24 protein-coding genes are annotated in these 25,918 nt (G+C 64.6%); 9 read left to right on the forward strand and 15 right to left on the reverse strand.

What is annotated here, in order from left to right; genetic code table 11:
- Positions 1–338: 338 nt before the first annotated feature.
- The 3 genes from AC3WN8_RS15925 to AC3WN8_RS15935 all read right to left on the reverse strand — a co-directional run bounded on the left by AC3WN8_RS15925 (position 339) and on the right by AC3WN8_RS15935 (position 3,611).
- Positions 339–1,481: a GyrI-like domain-containing protein gene (locus tag AC3WN8_RS15925; RefSeq protein WP_492670435.1), complete on the reverse strand. Its 1,143-nt coding sequence runs from the start codon at positions 1,479–1,481 to the stop codon at positions 339–341.
- A gap of 90 nt (positions 1,482–1,571) precedes the next feature.
- Positions 1,572–2,300 (reverse strand): SIMPL domain-containing protein, encoded by a 729-nt coding sequence (locus AC3WN8_RS15930; RefSeq protein ID WP_492670436.1) that lies wholly within the window; start codon positions 2,298–2,300, stop codon positions 1,572–1,574.
- A gap of 93 nt (positions 2,301–2,393) precedes the next feature.
- A complete protein-coding gene (locus AC3WN8_RS15935) occupies positions 2,394–3,611 on the reverse strand; it encodes a serine hydrolase domain-containing protein (protein WP_492670437.1) in 1,218 nt (405 codons plus the stop codon).
- Between the two features lie 97 nt (positions 3,612–3,708).
- Here AC3WN8_RS15935 and AC3WN8_RS15940 point away from each other — a divergent pair, with 97 nt between their 5' ends.
- Positions 3,709–4,278, forward strand: coding sequence for an ArsR family transcriptional regulator (locus AC3WN8_RS15940; RefSeq protein WP_492670438.1), 570 nt, complete (start codon positions 3,709–3,711; stop codon positions 4,276–4,278).
- Positions 4,279–4,294: 16 nt separating this feature from the next.
- Here the strand turns inward: AC3WN8_RS15940 and AC3WN8_RS15945 are convergent, their stop codons facing one another.
- Both AC3WN8_RS15945 and AC3WN8_RS15950 read right to left on the reverse strand, forming a co-directional pair.
- Positions 4,295–6,112 carry a serine hydrolase domain-containing protein gene (locus AC3WN8_RS15945; protein WP_492670439.1) on the reverse strand — a complete coding sequence of 606 codons (1,818 nt, stop codon included), beginning with the start codon at positions 6,110–6,112 and terminating at the stop codon, positions 4,295–4,297.
- 149 nt (positions 6,113–6,261) lie between these two features.
- Entirely contained in the window at positions 6,262–6,984 is a 723-nt protein-coding gene (locus AC3WN8_RS15950; protein ID WP_492670440.1) for an SDR family oxidoreductase, read from the reverse strand.
- Between the two features lie 146 nt (positions 6,985–7,130).
- Between AC3WN8_RS15950 and AC3WN8_RS15955 the strand changes: the two genes are divergently transcribed.
- The gene (locus AC3WN8_RS15955) at positions 7,131–8,030 is read left to right on the forward strand and encodes an AraC family transcriptional regulator (protein WP_492670441.1); all 900 of its coding nucleotides are present in this window, start codon (positions 7,131–7,133) and stop codon (positions 8,028–8,030) included.
- Between the two features lie 36 nt (positions 8,031–8,066).
- Here AC3WN8_RS15955 and AC3WN8_RS15960 read toward each other — a convergent pair whose 3' ends face one another.
- The 4 genes from AC3WN8_RS15960 to AC3WN8_RS15975 form a co-directional block, all read right to left on the reverse strand.
- Positions 8,067–8,579, reverse strand: a complete 513-nt coding sequence (locus tag AC3WN8_RS15960) for a putative immunity protein (RefSeq protein WP_492670522.1) — start codon at positions 8,577–8,579, stop codon at positions 8,067–8,069.
- Between the two features lie 228 nt (positions 8,580–8,807).
- A complete protein-coding gene (locus tag AC3WN8_RS15965; protein ID WP_492670442.1) occupies positions 8,808–9,188 on the reverse strand; it encodes an SMI1/KNR4 family protein in 381 nt (126 codons plus the stop codon).
- A 150-nt stretch (positions 9,189–9,338) separates the two neighbouring features.
- Entirely contained in the window at positions 9,339–9,740 is a 402-nt protein-coding gene (locus tag AC3WN8_RS15970; RefSeq protein WP_492670443.1) for a GFA family protein, read from the reverse strand.
- 69 nt (positions 9,741–9,809) lie between these two features.
- Positions 9,810–10,298: a hypothetical protein gene (locus tag AC3WN8_RS15975; RefSeq protein WP_492670444.1), complete on the reverse strand. Its 489-nt coding sequence runs from the start codon at positions 10,296–10,298 to the stop codon at positions 9,810–9,812.
- 121 nt (positions 10,299–10,419) lie between these two features.
- On the opposite strand from AC3WN8_RS15975, the gene AC3WN8_RS15980 reads away from it, so the two are divergent.
- Positions 10,420–12,060, forward strand: coding sequence for a M28 family peptidase (locus AC3WN8_RS15980; RefSeq protein ID WP_492670445.1), 1,641 nt, complete (start codon positions 10,420–10,422; stop codon positions 12,058–12,060).
- Positions 12,061–12,107: 47 nt separating this feature from the next.
- Here AC3WN8_RS15980 and AC3WN8_RS15985 read toward each other — a convergent pair whose 3' ends face one another.
- Positions 12,108–12,983: a ThuA domain-containing protein gene (locus AC3WN8_RS15985; RefSeq protein ID WP_492670446.1), complete on the reverse strand. Its 876-nt coding sequence runs from the start codon at positions 12,981–12,983 to the stop codon at positions 12,108–12,110.
- Between the two features lie 187 nt (positions 12,984–13,170).
- Here AC3WN8_RS15985 and AC3WN8_RS15990 point away from each other — a divergent pair, with 187 nt between their 5' ends.
- From AC3WN8_RS15990 to map, 4 genes are all read left to right on the forward strand, one after another.
- A complete protein-coding gene (locus AC3WN8_RS15990; RefSeq protein ID WP_492670447.1) occupies positions 13,171–15,585 on the forward strand; it encodes a TonB-dependent receptor plug domain-containing protein in 2,415 nt (804 codons plus the stop codon).
- Positions 15,586–15,771: 186 nt separating this feature from the next.
- A complete protein-coding gene (locus AC3WN8_RS15995) occupies positions 15,772–17,253 on the forward strand; it encodes a serine hydrolase (protein WP_492670448.1) in 1,482 nt (493 codons plus the stop codon).
- A 72-nt stretch (positions 17,254–17,325) separates the two neighbouring features.
- Positions 17,326–17,538 (forward strand): ParD-like family protein, encoded by a 213-nt coding sequence (locus AC3WN8_RS16000; RefSeq protein WP_492670449.1) that lies wholly within the window; start codon positions 17,326–17,328, stop codon positions 17,536–17,538.
- Complete coding sequence (gene map / locus AC3WN8_RS16005; protein ID WP_492670450.1) at positions 17,535–18,323, forward strand: type I methionyl aminopeptidase; 789 nt, start codon at positions 17,535–17,537, stop codon at positions 18,321–18,323. The genes AC3WN8_RS16000 and map overlap by 4 nt, the downstream gene beginning before the upstream one ends.
- A gap of 18 nt (positions 18,324–18,341) precedes the next feature.
- Here map and AC3WN8_RS16010 read toward each other — a convergent pair whose 3' ends face one another.
- A complete protein-coding gene (locus AC3WN8_RS16010; RefSeq protein WP_492670451.1) occupies positions 18,342–19,967 on the reverse strand; it encodes an NAD(P)/FAD-dependent oxidoreductase in 1,626 nt (541 codons plus the stop codon).
- Positions 19,968–20,100: 133 nt separating this feature from the next.
- Here AC3WN8_RS16010 and AC3WN8_RS16015 point away from each other — a divergent pair, with 133 nt between their 5' ends.
- On the forward strand, positions 20,101–22,596 hold the full coding sequence (locus AC3WN8_RS16015) for a zinc-dependent metalloprotease (protein ID WP_492670452.1): 2,496 nt from the start codon (positions 20,101–20,103) through the stop codon (positions 22,594–22,596).
- 3 nt (positions 22,597–22,599) lie between these two features.
- Here AC3WN8_RS16015 and AC3WN8_RS16020 read toward each other — a convergent pair whose 3' ends face one another.
- The 3 genes from AC3WN8_RS16020 to AC3WN8_RS16030 are packed head-to-tail and all read right to left on the reverse strand — an operon-like array spanning position 22,600 to position 24,527.
- Positions 22,600–22,977: a ribonuclease HI gene (locus tag AC3WN8_RS16020; protein WP_492670453.1), complete on the reverse strand. Its 378-nt coding sequence runs from the start codon at positions 22,975–22,977 to the stop codon at positions 22,600–22,602.
- Between the two features lie 57 nt (positions 22,978–23,034).
- Positions 23,035–23,616 carry a hypothetical protein gene (locus AC3WN8_RS16025; protein WP_492670454.1) on the reverse strand — a complete coding sequence of 194 codons (582 nt, stop codon included), beginning with the start codon at positions 23,614–23,616 and terminating at the stop codon, positions 23,035–23,037.
- Positions 23,617–23,642: 26 nt separating this feature from the next.
- Positions 23,643–24,527 carry a hypothetical protein gene (locus AC3WN8_RS16030; protein ID WP_492670455.1) on the reverse strand — a complete coding sequence of 295 codons (885 nt, stop codon included), beginning with the start codon at positions 24,525–24,527 and terminating at the stop codon, positions 23,643–23,645.
- Between the two features lie 376 nt (positions 24,528–24,903).
- Here AC3WN8_RS16030 and AC3WN8_RS16035 point away from each other — a divergent pair, with 376 nt between their 5' ends.
- The gene (locus tag AC3WN8_RS16035; protein WP_492670456.1) at positions 24,904–25,266 is read left to right on the forward strand and encodes a hypothetical protein; all 363 of its coding nucleotides are present in this window, start codon (positions 24,904–24,906) and stop codon (positions 25,264–25,266) included.
- On the opposite strand, the gene AC3WN8_RS16040 is transcribed toward AC3WN8_RS16035, so the two are convergent.
- Positions 25,261–25,899: a class I SAM-dependent methyltransferase gene (locus tag AC3WN8_RS16040; RefSeq protein WP_492670457.1), complete on the reverse strand. Its 639-nt coding sequence runs from the start codon at positions 25,897–25,899 to the stop codon at positions 25,261–25,263. The two genes, AC3WN8_RS16035 and AC3WN8_RS16040, sit on opposite strands and share 6 nt — an antisense overlap.
- Between the last annotated feature and the right edge of the window lie 19 nt (positions 25,900–25,918).

The following is a 25,918-nucleotide window of genomic DNA, read 5'->3' on the forward strand; positions in this document are numbered from 1 at the left end:
AGACTTGCGTCTGGAATATATAATGTCGCGTAATGCATGCCCCGCCATTGCTTGTGCAGGATTGTAGATTCAAGATCGAGGCAGACGGGTTGGAGCGGTGCGCGCGGACAATGTCTGGATGCAGTTTTTTGGACCGGCAATCGAGTCCGTAAGATTGCTGTAAACGGTCGGCACGAGAATTCCGAAGATGACGAGCGTTGCATAGCGATAAGTTCACCGATGAAAAGCAGCGTTGTCATGGCCCATGCAATAGCGTCCGCAATATCCACCATTTGAGTAAAGAATGGTCGCCGATGCTGGAGATGCCAGTATGATTGCCGGCCCGCCCGAAGCCGACTCTACCGCGGCTTGATCGGCTGACGCAGGATCGTCTTCAGCTTCGATGGCTCCCTCTTCCTCGGATCGCCGAGATAGATTTCGTGATGTGCGCCGTTGAACGTCACGTTCCGCTCCGGCATGACCGTCTTGTGGAGTCGTTCCAGGATCGGGCCTTCGTCGTCATAGCTGCCGATATGCAGGATCTGTAGCGACAAGCCTTCCTCATGGGCTTCGAAGCGCAAGCTCGCCGGCGGCTGCCCGAGCTTGGCTGCGGCCTTCTTCATCGCATCGTCGAAAAATTCCGGCGGCACGAAGCTCGGGACCATGATCATCACGGTCCAATGCCAGTCATGCTTGTCGCGTCGCACGAAACTTTCGGGATCGTCCGCCCACCACAGCGCTTCGAGCGGCGGGACGACATAGTCGCGCTGGAACACCGCCTTGGCCGCGAACTTCATGGCGTAGCTGACGCCGTAGAGCCATTCGACCGCCGATCGATAGGCCGTGGCCTCGTTGGGGTCGCCCGCGCCGTCGACTTTCACGAAATTCATCGGCGGAACGGTTATCTCCACGAACCTGTCATATGGCGCGCTGAACAGCGCCTTGAATTCCTTCTTCAGATCGACCTTCACTTTATGACTCCCCAATCTGATCCTGGTTTCCGCCGTCCAATCGAGATCGGCCTGAATTTGTCCCAGCGCGTAATCGAACATCACCGAGACGAAATCGGGCGCTTGCGCTGCGCTGCGCGCGGCTTGCAGCCTCGCGCGCTCCGCCTCTAACTTTCGCATACGGGCATCCAGCGCCTTTTGGCCTTCTCCGCCGTCCAGCATCGGCCAATTGGCAATCCCGATCAGAACATCGGTGGACGCCCGCCTTGGCTCGACGATCGTCCGGATCGCCTCTTCGAGCAGTATCTGTTGGCCAGTCGCGGTAATCGAAAACGGCCGGCGCGTACGTGGGCTCCCTCCGGTCGGTGAGGAAGCAGCGAGGCCACGCTTCTCGAGGCGGCCGAGCAAATAATAGATTGAGGAGAAAGCGACATTGACCCATTCGCGCATATTGCGCGCCTCAATCAGCGCTTCGATCTCATATCCGTGTCGGGGCGACTCAGCGAGCAATGTAAGAATAGCGAGTTCGCCGGCGGTGAGTTCGCTGTTCATATTCTATGGCTAGAATATGAACTAGGCGTTGTAAATTAGCGGCATCGTGAGGGTGCGCGGTATTGCGCTGCAAGCTGTGCGGTCCCGTGCCTATTTCCGCGTGAGCGCGAAATCCACCTGGACTGTCACGCTGCTGGTCGTCTCGCCAGGCATCAGGCGCGCGTTCCCGGCGTCGGCGGCTGATTGTTCCATCACCATCGCGACGCGCGGCGGCGCGGCGCCGGGCAGATAACGATCGCCCTGCGTTCCGCCGGAATCGCGGATCGTCAGCACGCGGGCGATCGTCATGCCCGCCGCGCCGGCATAGGCCTGGGCGCGATCATGCGCCGCCTTGTAGGCCGCAGTATAGGCGGCGTTCGCGGCCTTTTCGGGATCGGCCATGCGCAGATCGGGACCGCTCACGATATTGGCGCCGGCATTGGTCACCGCCGTCACCGCGGCCCCTGCGCCATCGATCTTGCGCACCGTCACATTGACGGTGTTGCTCGCCTGATACTGACCCTTGCGATCACCCCAATCGATCCGCTGGACGGTCAGTGCGCGCGTCTGGATATCCTTTTCGGCGATGCCGAGCTGCCTGAGCGCTGCGACGATCTCCTCGATCTTCTTCAGATTGGCCGCGCTCGCGGCCTGGGCGCTCTTGTCCCATGTGCTGATGCCCGCCTGGAACTGCGCCTGGTCGGGGCGGGTGTCGGTCTGGCCGGTCGCGCTGACCGAGAGCAACGTCTCCTCCGGCCGCACGCCGCGCGGATCATATTGCGCCTGTCCGCACGCGGAAAGAGCGAGGAGCGTTGTGAATGCGAAAGGCGATCGGGTCATCGACGGCAACTCCCTGGCAAGCCCGCCCCGGTGACGGGAGAGCGAAATTGCCGGGAGTAAGATGAAGGAAGGCTGACGATGCGGACGCCGCCCTCAGGCGCAGCTCGCCAGCTTCGCATCGTCGAGCACCACGCGGCGCAGATCGCCGTACAGGCGGCCGGCAGCGGGGGGATCGCGGTTGCTCATCACCACGATGATGGTGTCGTCGTCCGGAAAGGCGCCGCCCTCTGCATTCACGCCCGGCGCGCCGCCATTATGGCCGAACCAGCGATGTCCCTCGAAGCTGCCATTGCCGAAGCCGAAGCCATAATGCATCGCCGGTCGCCCCTCGCGCGCCGGTGCCATGACGATCTGCGGCCCGGTGACGCTGCGCAGCGTGTCCGGCCGGATCAGCTTGCCCGCCAACAACGCCTGGAAGAAGTGTGCCATGTCCGCCGCCGTGGCATAGGCGCCGCCGGCGGGCGAAGCGTATCGGCCCATGGTGAATGACGGCCGGAGCGGGCCATTCCCGGGCGGCGGCATCATGGCTGGTCCCGGCCCGCCCGGGCCCGCCACGCCGGTCTGTCCCGGTCCAGTCGGTCCTGAGCCATTGGGCCCATTCGGTGGAAGCCGACGCGGCTCGCCCATGCCCCGGGTCATCGGCATCGCGCGCGTGGCTGCGTCGCCCAGCGTCAGGCCGGTCGCCGACATTCCCGCCGGCCGGAAGATATGCGCGTCGAGATAATCGGCATAATCCTGCCCGCTGACCGCTTCCACCAAGAGGCCGAGCAGGACGAAGCCGGAATTGGAATATTGGTGCTGCGATCCGGGCGTGAAGGCCGGCGTCTCGGCCGCGATGATCGGCTTGTAATCGCGCGTCGCGCGGGCATTGGCCACCACCGCTTCGGTATCGGGCCGGAAGATCGAGCCGAGCCCGCCGCTATGCGTCAGCAACTGGCGCACCGTCACCGCCGCCGTGCCCGGTGTCAGTCCGTCCACATGCTTGCCGACCGGATCGTCGAGCGCGATCTTGCCCGCCTCGACCAGCTGCGCGACCGCGATCGCGGTGAACATCTTGGTCATCGATCCCATGTTGAAGCGCGTGTCCGCAGTGATCGGGGCACTCCCCGGTGCCGCGACCTCGCCGCGCGCGAAGACCGTGCTGACACCGCCACGCACCACCAGCGCCACGCCGCTCAGCTCCGCCGCGTTCGCGCGCGCGGCCAAGCACGTGGCGATGGGCGTATCACCGGTCGCTGCCGCCGGCCCGATCGCGAGTGCACCTGTCGCCGCACCCGCCAGCGCGACCGCCATCAACATCGTTCGACGCATTCCATCCTCCCGCTTGGTGTCGGGGCATTGCAATCCAGGCTCAACTTCAAAACAAAGAGGGGATATTGAATATGAGCTGTGAAATATGGAGGCGGCGATGCACGAGCAGACCGAAATCCGGAACGAGGCGGCGGCGAGGATTTTCGCCAATGAGCGCTCGCGGCTTATCCTGCTCGCGCTGATCGACCGTGCACGCTCGCCGGCCGAACTCGCGGCGCTGACGGATACGCGGCTGAGCCTGCTCAGCTATCACCTCAACCGCCTGGTCGCGCTGGGCCTGGCGACGGTGGAGCGCGAAATGCCGCGCGCGGGGCGGGCGATCCGATATTATCGCGCGACCGCAAAAAGCTTCTTCGTGCCCGCACATCTTACCGGGCCACTGCCACGCCAGGACCGGACGGTGCAGCTTCAGGCTGCACTCGAACGCAGCTTCGCCGGATCCTATAGCGGCGTCCTCTATCATCACGACCGCGGTCCCAGGATGCGGATCGTTTCGGCGGAGGGCGCGGTGCGGGGCGCAACCGACCTCTGGCATCGTTGCACTCTTGCCCCCGACGATGCCCGCGCTCTTGCCCGCGAACTGATCGCGCTGTTCGATCGCTACGCCCATCTCGATCGCCCCAATGGTCGTCGTTACATCGTCCACGCCGCACTCGCGCTCGAGTGATAAGGGCTAAGCTGTTTCAACCCGGCGTTTGTGCCGGTGGCATCGCCACCACCGGAACGGCCGGAATGATATATTTGGGGATCAGGATTTTCATCCACTGAACCCAGGTCCGGTAGGCATTATAGCTGCCACCGGAAAAGCCGACCACCAGATCGAGCGAAGGGACCACCACCACCAGCTGGCCGCCATTGCCCGTCGCCGCATAAGCCTCATAGCGCCGGGTTTCGGTTTCGAGCAGGTAGCGATGCCAGCCATAGCCATAGCCGTGAACATCGCCGGCATTTGGCGGTTGGGATCCGACGGGCGGCGGCGGAGCATAGACCGTGAGCTGCCGGGTCGCCTCGCTGACCCAGGTGGCGGGAAGTACGCGTCGTCCGTTCCAGATCCCCCCGGAGAGATGGAGCTGACCGATCTTCAGCAGGTCGCGCGGGCGGACATAGGCGCCGCCGCCGCCATAGCCTTCGCCTGTCGGAGTGAGGTTCCAGTGATAGTCGCGAAAATCGAGCGGTCGGGCGATCCAGCGATCGAACATGTCGGGCAGCCACCGGCCAGCGACCATCGCCGTCATTGCGCCCGCCAGATGGATGTCGATGCTGCAATAGACCGCGAACCCCTCACCCGCAGGTGTCACCGACGGCAGGCGCAGGATGCGCGCATCGATATCGCCGCCGGTTTCGCTGATGACGTCCTCGTTTCCGGGCATGGCCGGATCATCGTCGTCGCATGCATAGCCCGAACGCATCGACATGAGATCGCCCAGGGTAAGGCGCGCGGCGAGCGGATCGGGGGTCAGGCCGGGATAGCGCCGCGCAAAGGCCGGATAGACCGGCGCGTCGGGAGTGATCGCCACGCCCTGTCCGATGGCTGCGCCAACGATCGTCGTCGTCAGCGTCTTGCCTGCCGAGCGGACGTCATGGGGCTCGCCGTCGAAACCGTGGAAATATTCCTCGAGCACGAGCGTGCCGCGATGCGCGACCATCACCGAATGGATGGCGGGCGAGGACGGCGCGGGTTGCTCGGCCGCGATGTGTCGCACCAGTGCCTCAAGCGGCGCCGGTGCAACGCCGACGGCCATGGCCGCCGCGACCGGCCAGCCATCTCCCCGGTCGCGGGGCGCGCGGTAGCGATATTGCGGTTCCGCTGGCGGCCTTGCCCAGAAACGAACTGCGCTTGCCGCCGATCTCCGCAGCGGGATCACGCGCCCGAGTTGGGGAATGGCTAGGTCGAGCCGGTTTCCGTGCACCGTTCCGCGCAGGATCTGCGTCTCGTCACGCTGATCGACAAGCGTCACCTCGTTGGCCGTCAGGGTGACGCGGAAACGGCGTCCTCCGCCATAATTTCTGCCGGATTCGCGGATGAACGCCTGTTTTGCGCCATCGGCGCTGGCGGAGATCGACAGGTGCAGGTCGGTGTTGCGGGCAAGCGGCATCGCTGCGGCGCGCCAGCGGCCTTTTCCCGCTTGGGTCAATGTCATCGGCGTGACGAAAGGATAGTCGATATCGGGCGCCCGTTTCGGCTGGATCCAGTAAGCGCGGGGCGCGGCCGCTGGTGTCGGCGACAGGCGGAGCGTGCCGTCCGCGAATGGAAAGTCGAGATAGTCGGCCGTATCCGCTGTGGGGCGCCGTACGACTGCCCCCTTCGTCGCGCGCCATCCCCGGGCGTCATGGGCGATGCTCACATCGATGGGGGTGGCGGTGTTTTCGGCGACGACGCTGCTCCAGACTCCCTCGATCGCGGCGGGGCCGGCCGGAGCGGGCGAGGCCCCCAACAGCGTCGCGGTGATGGCGAAAGCGATGGCGGGTGCGGTGAGATGGTTCGGGCGGTGGGTGGTCATCGGATCGCCCTTACGCAGCTCGGGGCTCACTGTCCCGTCGCACCGCAATCGGCGGGAAGGATTGCCGCAACATGACGGTCGCGGCGAAGTCGCCATGGGCAAGAGCCCCCACCGGCACCGGAGCGACGCGGTGGGGGTTGGCGGCCCGACTACATGTCGGCTGCGGTGGGACGAACGATGATCTCATTGACGTCGACGCCCTCGGGCTGCTCGAGCGCATAGCGGATCGCACGGGCAATCGCGTCGGGCGTCAGCGACTTCTTGCGCCACTGCCTGAGATTGGCCGCCACCGCCGGATCGGAGATGTCGTTGCCCAGTTCGGTATCGACGACGCCGGGGGCGATGATCGTCGCGCGGATCTCGTCATGCTCCTGGCGGAGTCCCTCGGTGATCGCCCAGACCGCATATTTGGTCGCGCAATAGACCGCGCCCGTCGGCACGACGATATGCGCGCCCACCGACGCGACGTTGACGATATGGCCGCCGCCCTGCGCGACGAAGCGTGGGAGCACCGCGGCGATGCCGTTGAGCACGCCATGGATGTTGACGTCGATCATCCTGGTCCATTCGTCACGCTTCAACGCGGCGAGGGGCGACAGGGGCATGATGCCCGCATTGTTGATCAGCGCGTCGATGCGGCCGAACCGGGCTTCGGCCGCCGCGACAAAAGCATCGAAGCTGGCGCCGTCGGTCACGTCGAGTTCGCGCCAGGCGACCTGTGGCCCCAATTCTTCAGCCAGCGCCTTCAGCCGGTCGGCGCGGCGCGCGCCGATGAAAAGCCGTGCGCCGGCCCCGGCCAGTTCGCGGACGGTCGCTTCGCCGATCCCGCTCGATGCGCCGGTGATGAGGATGGTTTTGTCGGTTACGGTCATGATGCTCGCTCCTTCTTGCTGGGCATGGCTCCTGATGCAGCGGGCAGGGCCGGAAGCGTTAGAGCGATCGCCCGAGCCATTTGCACGATCCTCCAAATCTGGCGTCGGCGGCTTGTCGTTGTCGGTGCTTCATGAGAACAGGCTGTATGGACAGCATTTCGAAACTGGCCGCGCTCATTGCGCAGTACTCACCGGAATCCGGTATGGCTGGAACGGCCGTGCCCCGGTTGTCACTGATCCGCGCGGATCGCCCTACCGAGCCGGTGCCGTCGGTCTATGAAGCATCGCTTTGCCTGATCGCCCAGGGATCGAAGCGAGTGTCGCTTGGCGAGCATAGCGTGATCTATGACGCGGCGCGCTATCTGCTGGTGTCGGTCGATCTGCCGCTGGTCGGGCATGTCATCGATGCGAGTCCGGAAGAACCCTATCTCTGCTGCAAGATCGACTTCGATCAGTCGGCGCTCGTCGACCTTATTCTCGCCACGGGCGGTACCTCGTCGCGGACAGCGGAAATGCCGGCGCTGGCGGTCTATCCGAGCGATCCCGATCTGGTCGATGCCGTCTGCCGGCTGGTGAAACTGTTGTCACAGCCCGAGGCCATATCGACGCTGGCACCGCTGATCGAGCGCGAGATCCTGTACCGGCTGCTGATCGGTCCGCACGGTCCGACGCTGCGCAACATGGCGGTTGCGGACAGCCATCTGAGTCAGATCAGCCGCGCCATCGCGAAGATTCGCGGCGGTTTCCACGAACAGATCCGCATCGCCGAAATCGCAGCGGCTGCGGGCATGAGCCCGTCGTCGCTTCAGGCGCATTTCAAGGCGGTCACGCGGATGACGCCGCTGGAATATCAGAAGCAGCTTCGCCTGCAGGAAGCGCGGCGGCTGATGCTGGCGCAGGGCGCGAGCGCGGGGACGGCGGGCTTCGCGGTCGGCTATGACAGCCAGTCGCAATTCAGCCGGGAGTATCGCCGCCTGTTCGGCGCGCCGCCGCGACGTGATATCGAGCGCCTGCAATTGGCCGAGGGATATTTAGCGGCGGTGTAATGCCGGGCATTCCGGAATGGCGTCGTCCCGTACCGGTCAACAGTCGAACACGAACCAACATACATGGTTCCGCAACCGCTGGTCATCAAGCACCAGCGCCCGGATTTCGTCCGGAAGCTGTTCGCGTTGCCATCGGCATTCGCGACGACCTGCCTGTTCGCGCTTTCCCTCATCGACCGCCGCTCTGACAGCTCTGATCGCATAGGCTGCCGCGCCCAGTTCATGAGCAGCCACATGGGCGACTGCGACTGCCTGGGCGGCCGCATAAGCAGCGAATTTTGCCGCGCCTGTGACGTCTCTGGCAGCAGCCCTCGCATGGGCAACCCTCAGGGCCTGGCGCATGGTGACTTCCCCTCGAACCCATGCGCGATTCTGTTCAAGCGCGTGTCGTACGCGATCATCGCCCGGCAATGCCTCTTCGAAGAGATGGAGGACGTGCGAGGCGCAAGTTGCGGCCCATGCCGCAAGGAGGCGATGGTTGACGTCGCTCAGGGTGCCGCCGCGACGGAGAGTGATGAATCTGGGGTCGCGAGGCTCGGTGAAAATCATGCTGTTCAAGCTTCATCGCATGTCTTCGAGACAGCAAGATCAAATCTCTCGCGGCAACGCCTTCCAGCGCCGCCATTGGATTGATCGACCACCATCGCGTCAGGAGCTTCGACAGGATCTTGAGCCTAGAGCAGGCTGTGATCCGACGGAGGCGGATCGCCTGCTCTAGATGTTTGTTTTACCGCGATTTTCGAGTCGTTCGATGATTCCATCGAACTGCAAATCGCTCTAGATGACCGAAACCCAGTCGGTGGTGTAGCGGTCGACAAATTGCGAGAAGCTGTCCGCGACGAACCTTTCCGGAGAACCGCGGATCACGACGATTTTCCCGCGGCTTTCATCGTCGGCGCAGGAAATTGCCCATGCCCAGCACCAGATGCAATAATCCATGAAGAACAGGAATTTCCGCCCACCATCGGGAATCCACGGCGGAATTTCATGTTCATATTCGTCGGGAATATTCCTGATCCGGTCGATATCCCACCAGATGCCATCTTCTTGGTCCCACCCCAGTCCGACGGGGCAGGAATGGGTGAGATAGTCTCGAAACTCGCGCGGTATCGTCAGGCAATAACGCGCCTCGATCTCTACGATCAGACTTTCGGCCACTGACGCCGTCGTGATTCCGGCCCTGGTTCTGCTCCACCAGTCCTGAAGGCGAACATGTCCGTCCATAATCGCATGATCCCCGGGAAGCGCGGCCGATCAAGACAGAATTGCCTGCGCGGCCGCAAGATCCGCTACTGAAAGTTGCGGCCCCTAGAACCACAGGTCACGAACGCATCGGCCGTCTCCGGGCAGGTCGTCGAAACTGTCCAGGCCGTCGAAATGGTCGATCGGCAGCGCGGCAACCGCCTCGGGCGGGGCGAGGCGGAGGTTGACGGCGATGCGGCGCCGGCGGTCTGCTTCAGGGCGAAGGCTGCGCCAGCAGATCACGCCCGCGCATGACGGGCAGAAACGGATTTCGAGCGACGGATCGTCCTTTCCAGCGCGCGTATAGGATGCGCTCTGCCCGAAGATGCGGATGCGTTCGCCCTCATAGTCATAGGCCCAGAGCGCACCATAGCGCCGGCACAGCGTGCAGTTGCATGCGGTGGCGGGGCCTGGATCGCCCTTCAGTGTCCAGTGCGCACCTCCGCAATGGTATGAACCCGCAAGCATCGATTCTCTCCAGCCGGATCGCCCCTAATCCCCGAATCTGGCGCCGGCCGTGCTTTTCTGAAAGCTGGTCTACGGAACCGGATCCGCATCGGAATGTGGCAACAATCCATCGAAATAATCGAAATTGAGGAGGATGTCCGATTGCTCCTCGATCGTTACGAGCGACGGAGCGGACGACGCCGGCGGTGTATCTTCGTGGCGCAGGCATATGAATGCCTGCCCATCATAACCAAAGGCGACGGCTCGGCATGTTGCTATTGATCTTATAATGGTGCCCGTCGGATTGAAGGGATCGACCGAAGCCCGCACGCGGTCTCGCAATGCTTCGACCGTATTCAACTGGACGATATGCGGTTCCGCGCTATCCAAATGGGATGTCGCATCCTCCAATGTGGTCCCCGGATCGCGCCAATCCACGGTATAATGGAATTCATCCCCGTCACGTCGGAGGCAGTCGGTCACGAGGTTCGCGATCACCGAAATACATTCGCGTACGCGATCGTCGGCTTCGCCAAGCTCGTAAAGATCGAGCATTGGGAAAATTGCATGGACTTTCATGTCAGCAGCATGGCTCTTGCCGGGAAGGTTCGCAAGAAACGCGCACCGCCGTTTTCATTTGCTTAGCCCCCGTCGGCCTCGCTACCCCGCTGTCTCGATCCAGTTCAGCGGAGTCCTCCTCATGCGCCTTCTCGCCAGCGCCGCCGTCATCGCCTTTCTCACCGCCGCACCGGTCGCGGCCCAATCGTCGAAGCCGGACATTCCGATCGAGACGATGAAGCGCGTCACCAAGGAATTGTCCTCCGATGCCTATGAGGGGCGGGCGCCGGGTTCGGCGGGGGAGGAGAAGACGTTGGCGCTGCTGACCGCCGAATTCGCGAAACTCGGCCTCAAGCCCGGCAATAAGGGCAGCTGGCTGCAGGATGTGCCGCTGGTCGAGATCACCGCGAAGAACGTCTCCGCCTTGTCGTTCACAGGCGGAAAGACGCCGGTATCCGCGGCCTATGGTCCGGAAATGGTGATCGGCACCTATCGCGTCGTCCCGCGCATCGCGGTGAAGGACAGCCCCGTCGTCTTTGTCGGCTATGGCATCAACGCGCCGGAAAAGAACTGGAACGACTATGCCGGGGTGGACGTGAAGGGGAAGACCGTCATCATCCTCGTCAACGATCCCGATTATGAGACGCCGGGGCTGGACGGGCCGTTCGGCGGCCGCGCCATGACTTATTATGGCCGCTGGACATACAAGTTCGAGGAAGCCGCGCGCCAGGGCGCCGCCGCCGCGATCATCGTCCACGATACCGTGCCCGCCGCCTATGGCTGGAACGTCGTCCAGTCGAGCTGGACGGGCGCGCAGCAGGTCGCGGACGCACCCAACGGCAATATGAACGCGGCCCCTGCGGTGGGCTGGATCAGCAACGACAAGGCGAAGGCGCTGATGGCGAGCGCGGGACAGGACCTGGTCGCCCTCACCGCCGCCGCGAAACAGCCTGGCTTCAAGCCGGTGGCGCTTGGCGTGAAAGCCTCGGTCTCGTTCGACAATACGCTGCGCAAGCATGCGTCGAAGAATTTCATCGCGGTATTGCCCGGCAAGTCGCGGCCCGACGATTATGTGCTCTACACCGCGCACTGGGATCATCTCGGCCGCTGCAAGCCTGCGCCCGACGGCGACGATATCTGCAACGGTGCGGTCGACAACGCCACGGGCACCGCCGCGCTGGTCGCGCTCGCGGAGGCGCATGCCAAGGCCGGTGCCCCCGATCGCAGCATCGCCTTCCTCGCAGTCACTGCCGAGGAATCGGGACTGCTCGGTTCCAAATATTATGGCGAGAACCCGGTGCTGCCGCTCGCCAACACCGTCGCGGGCGTCAATATGGATGCGCTCAGCGTGGCGGGGGCGGCGAAGAACGTCGTCGTGATCGGCAAGGGCAAGTCCGAACTCGACGCCTTGCTCGATCGTGCGCTGGCGGCGGAAGGCCGCGTCGCCACGCAGGAGCCGACTCCGGAAAAGGGCTTCTATTATCGTTCCGACCATTTCAGCCTCGCGAAACAGGGCGTGCCGATGCTCTATTTCGAGGGGGGCAACGATCTGGTCGCAGGCGGCACCGCGGCGGGAACGGCCGCGGCGAAGGATTATGAGGAGCACCGCTATCACGGGCCCAAGGACGAATATGATCCGTCCTGGGACTGGGCCGGCGTGACATCTGACCTGCGCCTCTATTATGCGATCGGCCGCGAACTGGCGGAAAGCACTGCCTGGCCGAATTGGGTGGTAGGCGACGAATTCCGTGCGGCGCGGGACAAGAGCCGGGCTGGGCGGTAGGATCCAGGAGGTGCCCCTATGTCATTCCCGCGTGAGCGGGAATGACATCATGGGGTATCCCGCATCGCATCCACCGGAGAAATCGATCGGACTCCGTCCTTCGGTACCGCCATGCCGGCGGTCCAGAAAATGGCGTTGAGCAGCATCGTGCGCACGTTCGGCTCGTCGAAGGCGCGGAGATAATGCACGCCGGTAAACAGGAAGGCGCGGCCGCCGCCGGCGCGTTCATTTGCCCAGGCGACCGGCCTGGCTTCGGGGGCGATGGTGACGGTCCGCCCCGCCTGGAACTGGATGCCCAGCGCGCCGCTCAGTACAGGGGTCATACGCCCTCGGCCCCGATCGAATGTCAGCGTGGGATAGAATTCGTCCTTATATCGAAACGGCCGCACGCCCCGCATGGTCGTGTGGGGCGAAGGCGTGAAATCGGCCTGTTCGTCGGTGCGGTTGAACATGCCGTAGCGTGCGGCGCCAAGCCACGCGGGCAGGGGGATCGAACTGTCGGTGGGCGGCAATGTCGATGATTGATGCAGAGTGACCAGCCCGACGCCCTTCTTCATCAGACGTTCGAACTGCTTGCGTCGCGCCGGATCGAGCAGCGGATGCTTCTCCAGCCCGTCGAAATACCAGATGATCGTCGATGCGCGCTCCAATATCGCAGGATCGGCCGGCCAGCCATCGGGATAGGCGTCGACGACGATCCGTCCACCTGAGTCCATGACATCGGGCGAAGTCTTGAGCAGCGCGGCAAGGATACGGACGCCGTCGGGATGGGCATGCTCGCCCGGCGCATGGCTTTCGCTGCCACCGATGAGGACGACATGCTTCATGGGTTGCGCCGCCGCCGCGCCTTGCGCCACGACCGCGAGCCACGCCCAGAGCATCAGCCGCAAGAGCCTTTTGGAAGGAGCGATGAGATGCACCATGTCGATCACTCCTGCCTAGCGGATATCGTGACGGCAACGATGATAGGCGAGATATGCGGCGCGTTCCATCGAGTGAATATCCACGACCGCTCGTCAAAGCGAGGATCGGAAACACTTGGTAAAGGCTGATGCGTTACGCGTCGCCCTCCGATCGATATTGTCGTCGTCGGTCGCGCCGGGGGGATGAATGAAGAACTATATTTGGGGTGCCGCGCTGGCGGTGCTCGGATCGGCGCAACCTGCGTTCGGCCAGGACGAGGTTTCGGAAAGCCCGATCATCGTCACCGGAACGCGTGCCACGGGGCTGCGCGCGATCGACAGCCCTGCGCCGGTACAGGTGCTCGATGCCGCCACGCTGGCGCGTGCCGGCTCGCCCAGCCTCATGAGCGCGCTTTCGACCACGCTCGCCTCGTTCAACACCCAGGCGGTCGGCAACGATCTCGCCAACGAGACGCTGGCCGCGCGGCTGCGCGGCGTATCGCCCAACCACACGCTGATCCTGGTCAATGGCAAGCGCCGGCACGGCACTGCGAACCTGTCGGTCTTGTCCAGCGCATTCCAGGGTGGCGCTGCGCCCGATCTCACTTTCATACCGATGGCCGGCGTCGGCCGCGTCGAAGTGCTGCTCGATGGCGCCGCTGCGGAATATGGGTCCGACGCGATCGCCGGCGTGATCAACATCATCCTGAACGACGACGCGTCGGGCGGGAAGGCGAGCGTCCATGCCGGGCAATATTTCCAGGGCGATGGCGAGACGATCGGCGCATCGGCCAATTTCGGCTTTGCGCTCGGCAGCGAGGGGTTCGTCAATCTGACGGCCGAGAGCCGTTTCCATGACTATAGCAATGCCGGCGGCCCGGATGCCCGCGTCGAGCAGGCGATCGCATCGGGCCAGCATCCCGAATGGCGCAATTTGCCGGGTTATCCCTATCTCAACCGGGTGTTCGGCGATGCGCGCTACACGCTGCACCTGCTGGGCATCAATGCGGGCTATCGCATCTCGCCCGATGTCGAGCTTTACGGATTCGGCACCTATGGTCACAAGAAAGCCGGCGGCTGGGCCAATTTCCGACTGCCGACGCGACTGCCGCAAATCTATCCGATGGGGTTCAGTCCGGTCGATCGTCTGAAGACCCAGGACATCTCCGCCACCATCGGCGTCCGCGGCGATCTGGCGGGCTGGGCCTGGGATCTCAGCAGCACTTACGGCATCAACGACAATCGCGTCGCGGTGACGGGTTCGGCGAATATCGATCTGTTCAACGATACGGGTGCGACCCCGACCGACTTCAACGCCGGCGCGTTCAAGGCCACCCAATGGACGACGAATCTCGACCTTCGCCATAAGCTCGATCTCGGGTTCGGCCAGCCCGTCGATCTGGCCCTGGGTGCCGAACTGCGGCGCGAAACCTATGAATTGCGCGAAGGCGATCCTGCATCGCGTTACAAGGCGGGATCGCAATCCTTTCCGGGATTCTCGCTGACCGATGCCGGCAGCCACAGCCGCCGCAATGCCGCGCTCTATGCCGAGGCATCGTTCGTGCCGCTGCCCGAACTGACGCTCAACCTTGCCGGCCGGCTGGAGCATTTCTCCGATTTCGGAGAGACATTGGTGGGCAAGGTCAGCGGGCGCTATGCGGTTTCGCCGTCGTTCGCGCTGCGCGGCACTGCCAGCACCGGCTTCAGGGCGCCGACGCTGGCCGAGGCCTATTATTCGGCGACCAACGTCCAGCCCAATTCCGCCTTTGTCCAGCTTCCGCCCAATGCGGCTGCTGCGCGGCTGATCGGTATCGCGCCGCTTTCGCCCGAACATTCGACCAATTTCAGCCTGGGCGTCGTCGCATCGCTGTCGCCGCGCGCAACGCTGACCATCGATGCCTATCAGATCGGGATTCGCGATCGCGTCGTCGGCAGCGGCACGCTGTACGGCACCTATGCTGGCGTGGTGCGCTCGCAGGCTGTGAATGCGGCGATCGTTGCCAATGGCAATGTGCTGGAGAATGTGCCTTTCTCGGGCATCAACCTGTTCTCCAACGGCATCGATACCCGTACTCGCGGCATCGACATGGTGTTGAACTTCGCCACTGGCCTGGGCGATGCGGGCAGGATCGACTGGTCGCTGGCCGCCAATTACAGCCGGACCAAGGTGACTGCGATCCGCGCGACGCCGGCCGAACTTGCCGCGTCGGGGCAGAGCCTGTTCGACAAGGTCGCGCTGTCGACGCTGGAGACTGCGTCGCCCCGCTACAAGATCATCCTCGCGGGCGTGTACACCAACGGACCCTGGACGGTGGCGCTCAAGGAAAGTCTTTACGGCAATGCGTCGCGCTATGCCGATCCGGGCGACGGCAATTATTATCTCGACCGGACGGGCAGCGCCTTCATCACCGATCTGGATATCGCGCATCGCTTCGGCGACGCGCTGACGCTGAGCATCGGCGCCAACAACCTGTTCGACATCCGTCCGAAACGCGTCAACGAAGCCGGCCTGCGTGTCGCGGCGCTCGCCGGCAGCCCGGCGGTCGAGGTCTATCCGAACTTCTCCGCCTTCGGCGTCAATGGCGGCTATTATTACGCTCGGGCGACGCTTGCGTTCAAATAGGTCGCGATCCTGCATCGCCTTGATCGGGAGGCTTCGTTCGTCGCCCCTCCTGGCCTGTGTCGCTGAAATTTGATTTCCGATTGCCCCGCGTGTCGGTGATTGATTACAGATGTAGTCAGTCGTCGATGCTATCCGGATCCGGGCAGGTCGGGGATCGGATGTAGCGTATGCATGGCGGAGATCGCGATGAATTCAACGAGCTGGACCTGCAGCCGCCGTGGGTATCTGGGGATGGTCGGTCTTGCCGGGCTCTTCGCCGCCGCCGCGCCAGTGCATGCTGGTGCGGCATCGTCGGTGGATTCGGTCGATCTTTATCTTCGCACGCGGATGCGGGCGCTGCGCATTCCCGGCATGGCTGTGGCGGTGGTGCGCGACGGCCGGATCGTCTTCGCGCGCGATTACGGCATCGCCAGCGTCGAGTTCGACCAGCCTGTCCGCGCCGACACGGTGTTCGCGATCAATTCGATCACCAAGGCGTTCACCGGGGTTGCGGCCATGCGGCAGGTCGAACGTGGCGGGCTCGATCTCGGGGCGCCGGTCGGTCGCTATCTGGACGATCTGCCCGAGGCATGGCGGGCGGTCACCATCCGGCAATTGCTCAGCCACATGTCGGGCCTGCCCGACGTGATGCGCGCGCCGACGGTCGAGACCGACGCCGCCGCCGCATGGGATTGGGTGCGGCAGCGGCCGGTCGGCTTCGCGCCGGGCACGCGCTTCCACTATTGCCAGACCAATTACACGCTGATTCAGCGCGTGCTGAACGCGCTGGAGAAACGCGCACCCGATGCGCCGCTGGCGGAGGAGCAGCTCCGCATCGCCGGCATGGCGCATACCGCCTATGGCGATGCCTATGACGTGATCCCTCATAAGGCGCCGACCTATCGCTGGGCGTTGCCGGGGCCCTTCATCAACGGCTATAGCGCGGCCGCACCGGATGCGCCCCGCACGATGAAGGCGACGTCGGAGCGCTTCCTGCCGTTCCGCCGTGCTTCGTCGGGGCTCAACGGCAGCGCGGCGGATCTGGCGGCGTGGCTGATCGCGCTCGATGGCGGCGCATTGCTGTCTTCCGCCAGCCGCGCGGCGATGTGGACGCCGGTCCCCTTCACCAGCGGCACGGCCGGACAATGGGGGCTTGGCTGGCAGGTCTTTTCACGCGGCGCGGCGCGCGCAGTGGGCATGACCGGGGGCGGGAGGGCCGCGATCTTCCATTATCCCGAACATCGCGTCGGCGTCGTCATCCTCACCAATCTCAACGGCGCCTATCCCGAGGACATGGTCGACAGGGTGGCGGCAGCGTTCGCGCCGGGGCTCGTCTTGTCGGGCGTGCCCGCGCTGCGCATCGCGCTCGACGAGCAGGGTTATGCCGCGATTGCCACCGCTGCCGCGGCGATCGAGGCGCGCGATCCGGGGTTGGCATGGTCGGAAATGGAGCTGAACGACTGGGGATATCGCCTGCTCAGTACGGGACGGGCGCGCGACGCGCTCAACCTCTTCATATTCATCGCCGCGAAATTTCCGAACAGCGTCAATGCCCATGACAGTCTGGCCCAAGCCTATCACATCACCGGCGATCTGCCCGCGGCAGCCGGCGCCTATCGTCGTGTGCTTGAGCTCGATCCGGCGAACGAAGATGCCAGGCAGCGTCTCGCGGCGCTGCCGCGATCCTGATGCGGTGTCGGACAGGATTTGCCGTCCAGCAAGGATATATGATACATATACGAATCATATATGGAGGTGCCTGTGGGTTTGGTGAATATCGATGACGAGTTGCACGATCAGGTGCGGAAAGCCAGCACCGTGTCGCTTCGATCGATCAACGCGCAGGCGGCTTTCTGGATCAGGATTGGCATGCTTTGCGAAACCAATCCTACGCTGAGTTTCAACGAGATCGCACGACGCGAACTCGATGCCGCGGGCGTTTCCGCCAATGGCCTGATGGCGAGTTCGGCATGACGAAGCGGCCGGAAGAGATAGTGTTGATGGCGGAGGCGGGGCGTCTGCTGGCTTCGGTTTTCCAGTTTCTCGATGGTTTTTCCTTGATCGGAATCTCGACGCTGGAGGTCAATGAAGCGGTCGAGGCATTCATTGTCGGAGAATTGAAGGCGAGGCCTGCCAGCATCGGTCAATATGGCTATGAGTTCGCCATCAATTCATCGGTGAATCAGGTCGTGTGTCATGGTGTGCCGTCGTTGGCCGATATTCTTCGCGACGGCGATATCGTCAACTTCGATATCACGCTCGAAAAGAACGGCTATATTGCGGATTCGAGCAAGACATATTGTGTCGGAACGGTAAAACCTGCTGCCGCCCGACTGGTCCGGACGACCTATGAGGCCATGTGGATGGGCATCGGCGCCGTGCGCGCAGGCGCGCGGCTTGGCGATATCGGCTGGGTAATAGAGCGCCACGCCAAACGGAACGGCTATTCGATCGTGCGTGAATATTGCGGCCACGGCATCGGCCGGGAAATGCACGAGGAACCGCAGATACTGCATTTCGGGAAGCCCGGCACCGGCCTCGCGCTGCGCGAGGGCATGGTGTTCACGATCGAGCCAATGCTCAATCAGGGGCGGCGGAACGTGAAGACCGAAGCCGATGGCTGGACCGTCGTGACAACGGACGGATCGCTCTCGGCTCAATTCGAGCATACCGTCGCAGTCACCGCAACTGGCGCCCGGGTGTTGACGCTGCGCTCCGATGAACTTGCCATGGCGCGGAAGTTCAAACTCGCGGCATGATGCCGTCCGCGCGCCTCGTCACCCCGCCATCATGCTCAGCGCCACCGCCTCCGCCACCTTGATGCCGTCGATCGCCGCGGAGAGGATGCCGCCGGCATAGCCCGCGCCTTCGCCGGCGGGGAACAGGCGTTCGGTGTTGAGGCTCTGGAAATCCTTGCCGCGCGTGATGCGGATGGGAGAGGATGTGCGCGTCTCCACGCCGGTCATCACCACGTCGGGATGATCGTAGCGCGCGATCTGGCGGCCGAAGACGGGCAGGGCTTCGCGCATCGCGTCGATCGCGAAACCGGGCAGGCATAGCGACAGATCGGTCATCGTCACGCCGGGCTTGTACGAGGGGACGACTTCGCCCAGCCCGGTCGACGGGCGGCCCGCCAGGAAATCGCCGACCGTCTGTCCCGGTGCGTGATAGGATGATCCGCCCGCGACATAGGCGAGCGATTCCCAGTGGCGCTGGAAATCGATGCCAGCCAGTGGCCCGCCGGGATAGTCGCGCGGATCGATGCCGACGACGAGCCCGGAATTGGCGTTGAATTCGGCGCGCGAATATTGGCTCATGCCATTGGTGACGACGCGCCCTTCCTCCGACGTGGCGGCGACGACGCGCCCGCCCGGACACATGCAGAAGCTGTAGACCGTTCGCCCGTTGGCGCAGTGATGCGCCAGGCTGTACGCGGCGGCGCCGAGATCGGGATGGCCCGCGCAATTGCCGTAGCGGGCGCGATCGACCCAGGACTGCGGATGCTCGATGCGCACGCCGATCGAAAAGGGCTTGGCCTCGATATGGACGCCGCGCTTGTGCAGCATCTCGAAGGTCGGCCGCGCACTATGGCCGATGGCGAGCACGACATGATCGGCCTCGATGAAACCGCCGTCATGGAGATGCAGGCCGCGCAGCCGCTGGTGGCCGTCGGGCAGCGGCGTCAGTTCGACATCGTCGACGCGGGTCTGCCAGCGATATTCACCGCCCAGTTCCTCGATCGTCCGGCGCATGCTTTCCACCATGGTGACGAGGCGGAAGGTGCCGATATGCGGATGCGCTTCCCACAATATGTCGTCGGGCGCGCCGGCCTTCACGAACTCCTCCAGCACCTTGCGGCCCAGGAAGCGGGGATCCTTCACCCGGCAATAGAGCTTGCCGTCCGAAAAGGTGCCGGCGCCGCCCTCGCCGAACTGGACGTTGGAATCGGGATTGAGTTCGCTCCGGCGCCACAGGCCCCAGGTGTCCTTGGTCCGCTCGCGCACGATCTTGCCGCGATCGAGGATGATCGGCCGGAACCCCATCTGCGCCAGGATCAGCCCGGCGAACAGGCCGCATGGCCCCGCGCCGATCACCACCGGCCGTTGGCCGGACCAGCCTGGCGGTGCGCTCGTCACTGGCCGATAATGCGTGTCCGGGGTGGGGCGCACATCCTTGTCCCCCGCGAAGCGCGCCAGCACCGCTGCCTCGACTTCCACGTCCAGCTCGATATCGAGCGTATAGACGAGCAGGATCGCGGTGCGCCGCCGCGCGTCATTGCCCCGGCGCACGACGCTGTGTCCGCGCAGGTCGGCGGCATCGATGCCCAGCCGTGCGCAGATCGCCGGCGGGATCGCGCCGACTTCGTGATCGAGCGGCAGAGCGAGACCGGACAGGCGAAGCATGGAATGGGCCCTAGAGAGTGATTGCTCGGGGTGGAAGCGTTTCGTGCCGCATGTCTTCCCGGCATTGATCGCTTTCGCCACGGCGCGATCTGCGCCATCATTCGGCCTTCCACAAGGGGAGGGCGGCGTTTCAATGGGTTATCGGTTGCGTTCGACGACGATGGTCGCGTTGGGAATTGTGCTGGCGAGCGGCGCTCAGGCTCAGGCACCCGCACAGAAACCCACCCCCTCCGCACTGTTCGCAGGAACGATCGCGCAGGTCGGGCTGATGCGCGTCAATGTCGATGCCGATGGCGGACGCGTGCTGGTCACTTTGCCCCGGCCGGACGCGGACGGCGTTGCCGCGCGCTATCTTTACACGCCGATGCTGCGATCCGGGCTGGGAGCGGCACCGGCCGTGCTCGATCGCGGCCGGATCGGCGACACCCAGCTTCTCGTCTTCCGCCGTATCGGCAAGAAAGTCGCGATCGAGTTCGAGAATCCGCGTTTCCGCGTGCCCAATACGCCCGGTGCGCGTTCGCCCGATTTCGCGACCTCCCTGGTGTGGATGGGCGATATCGCGCATGTCGCGGCGGATGGGGCGATCACCGTCGATATCGCGTCGTTCCTCGCCGCCGACATTCTCGGCATCGCGCGCGCGCTGGGGCAGGAGGGTGACGTGTTCGGCACGGGCAGCGGCCCGCAGGGCGCCGGGCGCGGCTTTCGTATCGATCCCGCGCTTTCCGCGGTCGATGCGGGGTCCGCCAAAGTCTTTCCCCGCAATGTCGAGATCGACGCGATCCAGACCTATGTGTCGGACCAGCCGGGCGACGAGGTGACCAACATCGCACCCGATCCGCGTCGTGTGACGCTGAGCGTCCATCACAGCTTCGTCGCGCTGCCGCCGCCGGGGTTCCGGCCGCGTCCGCTGGACCCCCGCGTCGGCGGAATCTCGAGCCAGGCGATCGATTACGGCGCGCCGCTGGGGAGCGATGTGGTGCGCGACTATGCCAATCGCTATCGGCTGGAGAAGCTCGATCCTGCGGCGTCACGTTCGCGCGTCAAGGCGCCGATCATCTGGTATGTCGATCGCGCCGCGCCCGAACCGATCCGTTCGGCGCTGATCGAAGGCGGCAATTGGTGGGGCAAGGCGTTCGACGCCGCCGGCTATGTCGACGCATTCGAGGTACGGCTGCTGCCCGAGGGCGCCGATCCGCTCGATGCGCGCTACAATATGATCAACTGGGTCGATCGCGCGACGCGCGGCTGGGCTTATGGCCAGCAGATCGTCGATCCGCGCACCGGTGAGATCGTGCGCGGCATGGTCGTGCTCGGTTCCGAACGCGCGCGTCAGGATGTCGAGATCTATCAGGGGCTGGTCGGTACCGCGATGACCGGCCGGGGCGGGCCCAATGATCCCGCCCAGCTCGCGCTTGCGCGGCTGCGCCAGCTGAGCGCGCATGAGATCGGCCATTCGATCGGTTTCCAGCACAATTTCGCGGCGAGCACGCAGGATCGCGCGTCGGTGATGGATTATCCGGCGCCGCGCATCGGACTGGTCGATGGCAAGCCCGATTTGTCCGACGCCTATGGCGTGGGCGTCGGCGCATGGGATGTGGCGAGCGTCGACTGGCTCTATGGCGAGCCCGCACCGGGCGCCGACGTCCAGGCCGCGGTCGATGCGAAAGCCGCTGCGATCGTCGCCGCCGGCTGGCGCTATACGCAGGACGATAATGCCCGCGCCGCCGATACCGGCCAACCCTGGGCCGCTTTGTGGGATGACGGCCCCGATCCCGTCGCCGAGCTCGACCGGATGATGACGGTCCGCCGTGCCGCGATCGAGAATTTCGGTCTGCGCAATCTGGCGCCGGGCGAAACCGTCGCCAATCTGCGTCGCCGTTTCGTGCCGATCTATCTGCTACATCGCTATCAGATGATCGCCGCGGCCAAGTCGGTCGGCGGCGTCGACTTCGACTATGCGGTGGCGGGTGACGGGCGCGAGGCGTCGTCGCCGGTGCCGGCCGCCACGCAGCGCGCGGCGATCGCGGCGGTGATGCGGACGATTTCGCCCGATGCGCTGCGCCTGCCCGCTCAATTGCCGCTATTGCTGTCGGCGCCGCGCAACGGCACGACCAACCGCCAGTTCGACATCGAGCTGTTCGGCACGGCGGGCGGGCCGGTGTTCGATCCGCTGGTCGCCGCCGACACTGCCGCGGCGCTGACGCTGAACACCTTGCTCGCGCCGAAGCGGCTTGCGCGACTGGAAATCCAGCGCGCCGTCGATCTCGGCATGCCGGGCGTTTCCGAATTGCTCGATGCGATCGAGGCACAGGTGATGCCGATGCGTGGCGATGCGCTGGGTCGCAGGGTTGTCACGCGCGCGATCGTCGTCATGGCGCAGACGGCGCGCCGGGCGGACACCCCGCCCGAAGCAGCGGCGCTGCTCGGCGACCGCGTCAATCGCATCGCGCAGCGCCTTGGCAAGGCCCAGGGCGGGGCGGACGAGCGCGCCTGGGCAGTACAGCTTTCCCGCCAGTTGCTCGACCCGGAGGCGCTGGACCGGCTGATTGCGGAACGCCCGCGCGCGCCCGCGATCCCGCCGGGCGATCCGATCGGCGATACAGACTGGATGGCGCCGCCGGGCAGGTAGGTCCTAGCGCAGATGGGTGCGGGCGAGTGCGATCCCTGCGAGATTTTGCGTCCGTTTGATATGCCGGATGCGTAAAGGCGCAGTGCCGGCGAGCGCGCGGAAAGTTGCCAGATGCACGACGGCGGCGCCCCGGCATGTCGTGGTGCCATTGGCCTGGGCGATGATGTCGGCGGCGTCGCCCATCAGCACGAAATCCTCGAGCCCGAGCGATCGTGCGATCCGCAGCGCCTGGATCAGCGCCAGCCATTCGGCGTCGAGCCGCGTGCCATGCCCCAGGTCACGCTCGATATGCGCCCGTCCCGCGACGACGACCGCGATCTCCATCGCGCCGGGATTGGGCCGGCATCCGCCGTCGAAGAAGATCTTCACGCGTGATGGCATGGCATGACCTCCTTAGGCTCCCTCCCGCCGCGGACGGTCACCGCAATCGTGCTGCCTCTAGCAGAGCGTCTTGAGATCCTCGGCCATCGCATCGAGCGCATCGGCGAAGGCGCCGTCCATCGCGCTCTGCAGTGTGTCGACGCCGCCCGACCAATAGGCGGTTCGCGATACGCGCCCGCGATAGCTCTTGTCGAAGGATCGGCCGGACGCGCCCTGTGCCTTGAGCTGTATCACGACATTGGCGCTGTAGGTTACCGCGGTGCTCGCGATCCATGCCGTCTGCAGCGTGAAACTGGCCGTGGGCGTTCCTTCGGTAGCGGCCTCGCCCTCGAAACCGGGCTTGATGCCGCGCGCCGTAAGTCCGCCCAGCACGGCCTGCAACCAGCCCCGCACATCCTGCGGGGCGAGCACACCGCGCTGTCCGATGACGCCGGCCATTTCGGGCGACCGGCGTGCATCGACGATATCGGTGAACCGGGCGGCGCAAACCGGCTCCGGTTGCGCCACGCCTGTGGCTGGAAAGGCGCGGTCCTTGAAGGTCGCCGTCAGTTGCGCCTGCGTCCGTTTGGCCGATACCGGCGGTGCGGCGGCGAGCTGTGCGAGCAGGAGCCCGGCACAGCCCCATCCGATCCCGCGCATAGGAGCCGGTCGAACGGCCATGTCGATCAGGACAGCGGCTGTGCGTGGATGAAACCGCCGGACCACAGCAATGTGCCGTCGGTGGTGTCCTGGATCCGGCCGGAGAAGCCACCGGCCACGCCCTTTTTCTTGTCCTTGGCGGACATCAGCTTGATGTCTTCGGCGGTCAACGCCAGCGTGCGCGGCATCAACTGGCCGATCTTGGCGAATGCCTGAGTCAGCGCCGCGCGTGCCACCTTGCCCTCATCGGCGCTCCACAGCGCCGCATTGGCGTCCATGTCCGCGCCGGGCGTCGGCAGTGAAACCACGCTGGTGATGCTCTGCGTATAAGCGAGATTTTTCGGGAACAGGCGCGATTCCGGCTTTGCCGCACTGGTCGCGGGAACCGCCTTGTTGGCGAATTCGATCTTCGCGACGACGCGAACGCTCGCGAAATCGGGCGACAGGTCATAGGAATATTCGATGAAGGCCACCTGCGCGGCCGTGCCGGCGTCCAGCACCCCGCTCTTGCCCAGCAGCGACGAATCCTTGCTGAACGCCGGTTCCACCGGTTGCAGCCAGGCGATGTCGGCGAGGCCCGCCTTGGTCGTCTCCAGCGACAGTGCGTCGGCATCGAAACCGGTCAGCGCGGCGCGCAGCGGCTCGATCGCGGCTTCTGCCTTCTTGGTACGCGACGCATTTTGAGAGGCTGCCAGCAGACCGCCGAGCATGCCGCCGCCGGTCGCCACCGCGATGTTCGACGGATTGATGTCGGTCTTGATCTCGGACTGCGCGACCATCACCTGCAACGGCCGGCCGGTCACGCTGCGCGTCTGCTCGGTCACGACATTGGCGGGCGCGGCGATCGCCGTCGACCCGACAGACGCGCCGGCGAGCGCCAGGCACAGGCTCAGATGAAACGCAGACTTCATGAAATTCCTCCCCAAGGGACGTCCGCGCACAATGGTGCGGGACGAGCGACCCCAAAGGCCCGCTACTGGCGCGTTGCCAGCATTTCAAGCACGTAAATGTCCCATGGACGACCCGGTCAAGAATTATGCCATGGGTTAGACTTGCTCGCTTCGGTTTGAATTCATGCGGCACAACATCGGAACTGTGAATCCGGAATATCGGCGGCAGTTTCTTGAATGCGGAGAGCAGCGATGCGGCGGAATGCCGCATATTTGCCGATCCAGGCACTGTCGGGTGCTCCACTCGGGAATGGCGCCGGTGTGCGTCTGGTTCGATAAGGCAGCGGGTCGGCTAGATTCAGCCTGAGAGGGAACCGATATGTTGTATAGGATCGCCATGGTGCTGGCCGTGCTTGGTGCCACTAATGGGGCATCGGCCGCCGCCCCGGCCGCGGACACGTCGTCCGAAGCTCTGCGGACCTGCGCGACCGGTCATGCGCTGGATCTTGCGGTGGTCGAGCCGGACAACACCGCCGAACACGTGTCCGAAACCGCATTGCAGCTCTGCTATCAGGAGAATCTCGAGGCGCAGACCGAATTCCGCGCCGAGCAGCTGCGCCTCGATCGCTCGATCGGCGCCGACGAACTGGTCGCGCGGTGGGATGTCCATCGATCTGAACTCCGCACATCGCTTGTCGCGGCCATCAACAGCTGCCGCGCGTCGCTGGCGGCGGGGGCCGCCCGGTGCGATCTGTCATAACTTGCGCGCGACGATATAGGGCCGGTTGTCATTGCCTTTGCTTGCATGGTTCTCCACGGCCAGTATCCCGAAGCCCGCATCGTCGATGAGCCGGCCCAGTTCGGATGCGCCGAAGATGGTCACATGCGGCGCTTTGCCGACCACGCGCATGGCAGGCAGGAGGACACGTCGGATGAGCGCGGCCATCTCGCCGACGCATGGCGTCTTGGAGATGAACAGGCCGTCCGATGCGAGCAAGGCGTGGATGCCGTGCAGCGTAGCGGGCACGTCGCGGACCAGATGGAGATAATTGAACGCCAGCACGGCATCGACCGGTCTCGCGTCCGACATCAGCGTTTCCACGGTTGCGGTCTGGAAGGCCAGCCCCGCGATCGGCGCGGCGGAGTGCCTGTCGCCGGCGATCGCGATCATATTGGGGGAGATATCGGTCGCGAGATAGGTCGCGACATCGCCCGCGAGCCGCAGGGCCGTCGTTCCGGTTCCGCATCCCAACTCGACGACCCGACCGTCCGGCTGCAACAGGCCGCGCGTCCGTTCCAGCGTGCGCTCATATCCGGCCTGATCGGCGACCGCGCTCCTGGCGTATTTCGGTGCGGCCCTGTCCCAGAAACGGGCGTCGTTCGCGAGACTCATGATCGGTGCTCCGTCGCTG

The organism is Sphingobium sp. FW305-3-2-15-F-TSA7 (assembly GCF_058787155.1).

Bases quoted from the DNA above. Each gene is read 5' to 3' on its own strand.
- AC3WN8_RS15945 (WP_492670439.1), bottom strand. From the start codon at position 6,112: ATGACCACCCACCGCCCGAACCATCTCACCGCACCCGCCATCGCTTTC.
- AC3WN8_RS16010 (WP_492670451.1), bottom strand. From the start codon at position 19,967: ATGCTTCGCCTGTCCGGTCTCGCTCTGCCGCTCGATCACGAAGTCGGC.
- AC3WN8_RS15935 (WP_492670437.1), bottom strand. From the start codon at position 3,611: ATGCGTCGAACGATGTTGATGGCGGTCGCGCTGGCGGGTGCGGCGACA.
- AC3WN8_RS15970 (WP_492670443.1), bottom strand. From the start codon at position 9,740: ATGCTTGCGGGTTCATACCATTGCGGAGGTGCGCACTGGACACTGAAG.
- AC3WN8_RS16040 (WP_492670457.1), bottom strand. From the start codon at position 25,899: ATGAGTCTCGCGAACGACGCCCGTTTCTGGGACAGGGCCGCACCGAAA.
- AC3WN8_RS16030 (WP_492670455.1), bottom strand. From the start codon at position 24,527: ATGAAGTCTGCGTTTCATCTGAGCCTGTGCCTGGCGCTCGCCGGCGCG.
- AC3WN8_RS16035 (WP_492670456.1), top strand. From the start codon at position 24,904: ATGGTGCTGGCCGTGCTTGGTGCCACTAATGGGGCATCGGCCGCCGCC.
- AC3WN8_RS15985 (WP_492670446.1), bottom strand. From the start codon at position 12,983: ATGGTGCATCTCATCGCTCCTTCCAAAAGGCTCTTGCGGCTGATGCTC.
- AC3WN8_RS15925 (WP_492670435.1), bottom strand. From the start codon at position 1,481: ATGAACAGCGAACTCACCGCCGGCGAACTCGCTATTCTTACATTGCTC.
- AC3WN8_RS16020 (WP_492670453.1), bottom strand. From the start codon at position 22,977: ATGCCATCACGCGTGAAGATCTTCTTCGACGGCGGATGCCGGCCCAAT.
- map (WP_492670450.1), top strand. From the start codon at position 17,535: ATGACGAAGCGGCCGGAAGAGATAGTGTTGATGGCGGAGGCGGGGCGT.
- AC3WN8_RS15960 (WP_492670522.1), bottom strand. From the start codon at position 8,579: ATGATTTTCACCGAGCCTCGCGACCCCAGATTCATCACTCTCCGTCGC.
- AC3WN8_RS15955 (WP_492670441.1), top strand. From the start codon at position 7,131: ATGGACAGCATTTCGAAACTGGCCGCGCTCATTGCGCAGTACTCACCG.
- AC3WN8_RS15990 (WP_492670447.1), top strand. From the start codon at position 13,171: ATGAAGAACTATATTTGGGGTGCCGCGCTGGCGGTGCTCGGATCGGCG.
- AC3WN8_RS15950 (WP_492670440.1), bottom strand. From the start codon at position 6,984: ATGACCGTAACCGACAAAACCATCCTCATCACCGGCGCATCGAGCGGG.
- AC3WN8_RS16025 (WP_492670454.1), bottom strand. From the start codon at position 23,616: ATGCGCGGGATCGGATGGGGCTGTGCCGGGCTCCTGCTCGCACAGCTC.
- AC3WN8_RS15980 (WP_492670445.1), top strand. From the start codon at position 10,420: ATGCGCCTTCTCGCCAGCGCCGCCGTCATCGCCTTTCTCACCGCCGCA.
- AC3WN8_RS15940 (WP_492670438.1), top strand. From the start codon at position 3,709: ATGCACGAGCAGACCGAAATCCGGAACGAGGCGGCGGCGAGGATTTTC.
- AC3WN8_RS15995 (WP_492670448.1), top strand. From the start codon at position 15,772: ATGAATTCAACGAGCTGGACCTGCAGCCGCCGTGGGTATCTGGGGATG.
- AC3WN8_RS15975 (WP_492670444.1), bottom strand. From the start codon at position 10,298: ATGAAAGTCCATGCAATTTTCCCAATGCTCGATCTTTACGAGCTTGGC.
- AC3WN8_RS15930 (WP_492670436.1), bottom strand. From the start codon at position 2,300: ATGACCCGATCGCCTTTCGCATTCACAACGCTCCTCGCTCTTTCCGCG.
- AC3WN8_RS16015 (WP_492670452.1), top strand. From the start codon at position 20,101: ATGGGTTATCGGTTGCGTTCGACGACGATGGTCGCGTTGGGAATTGTG.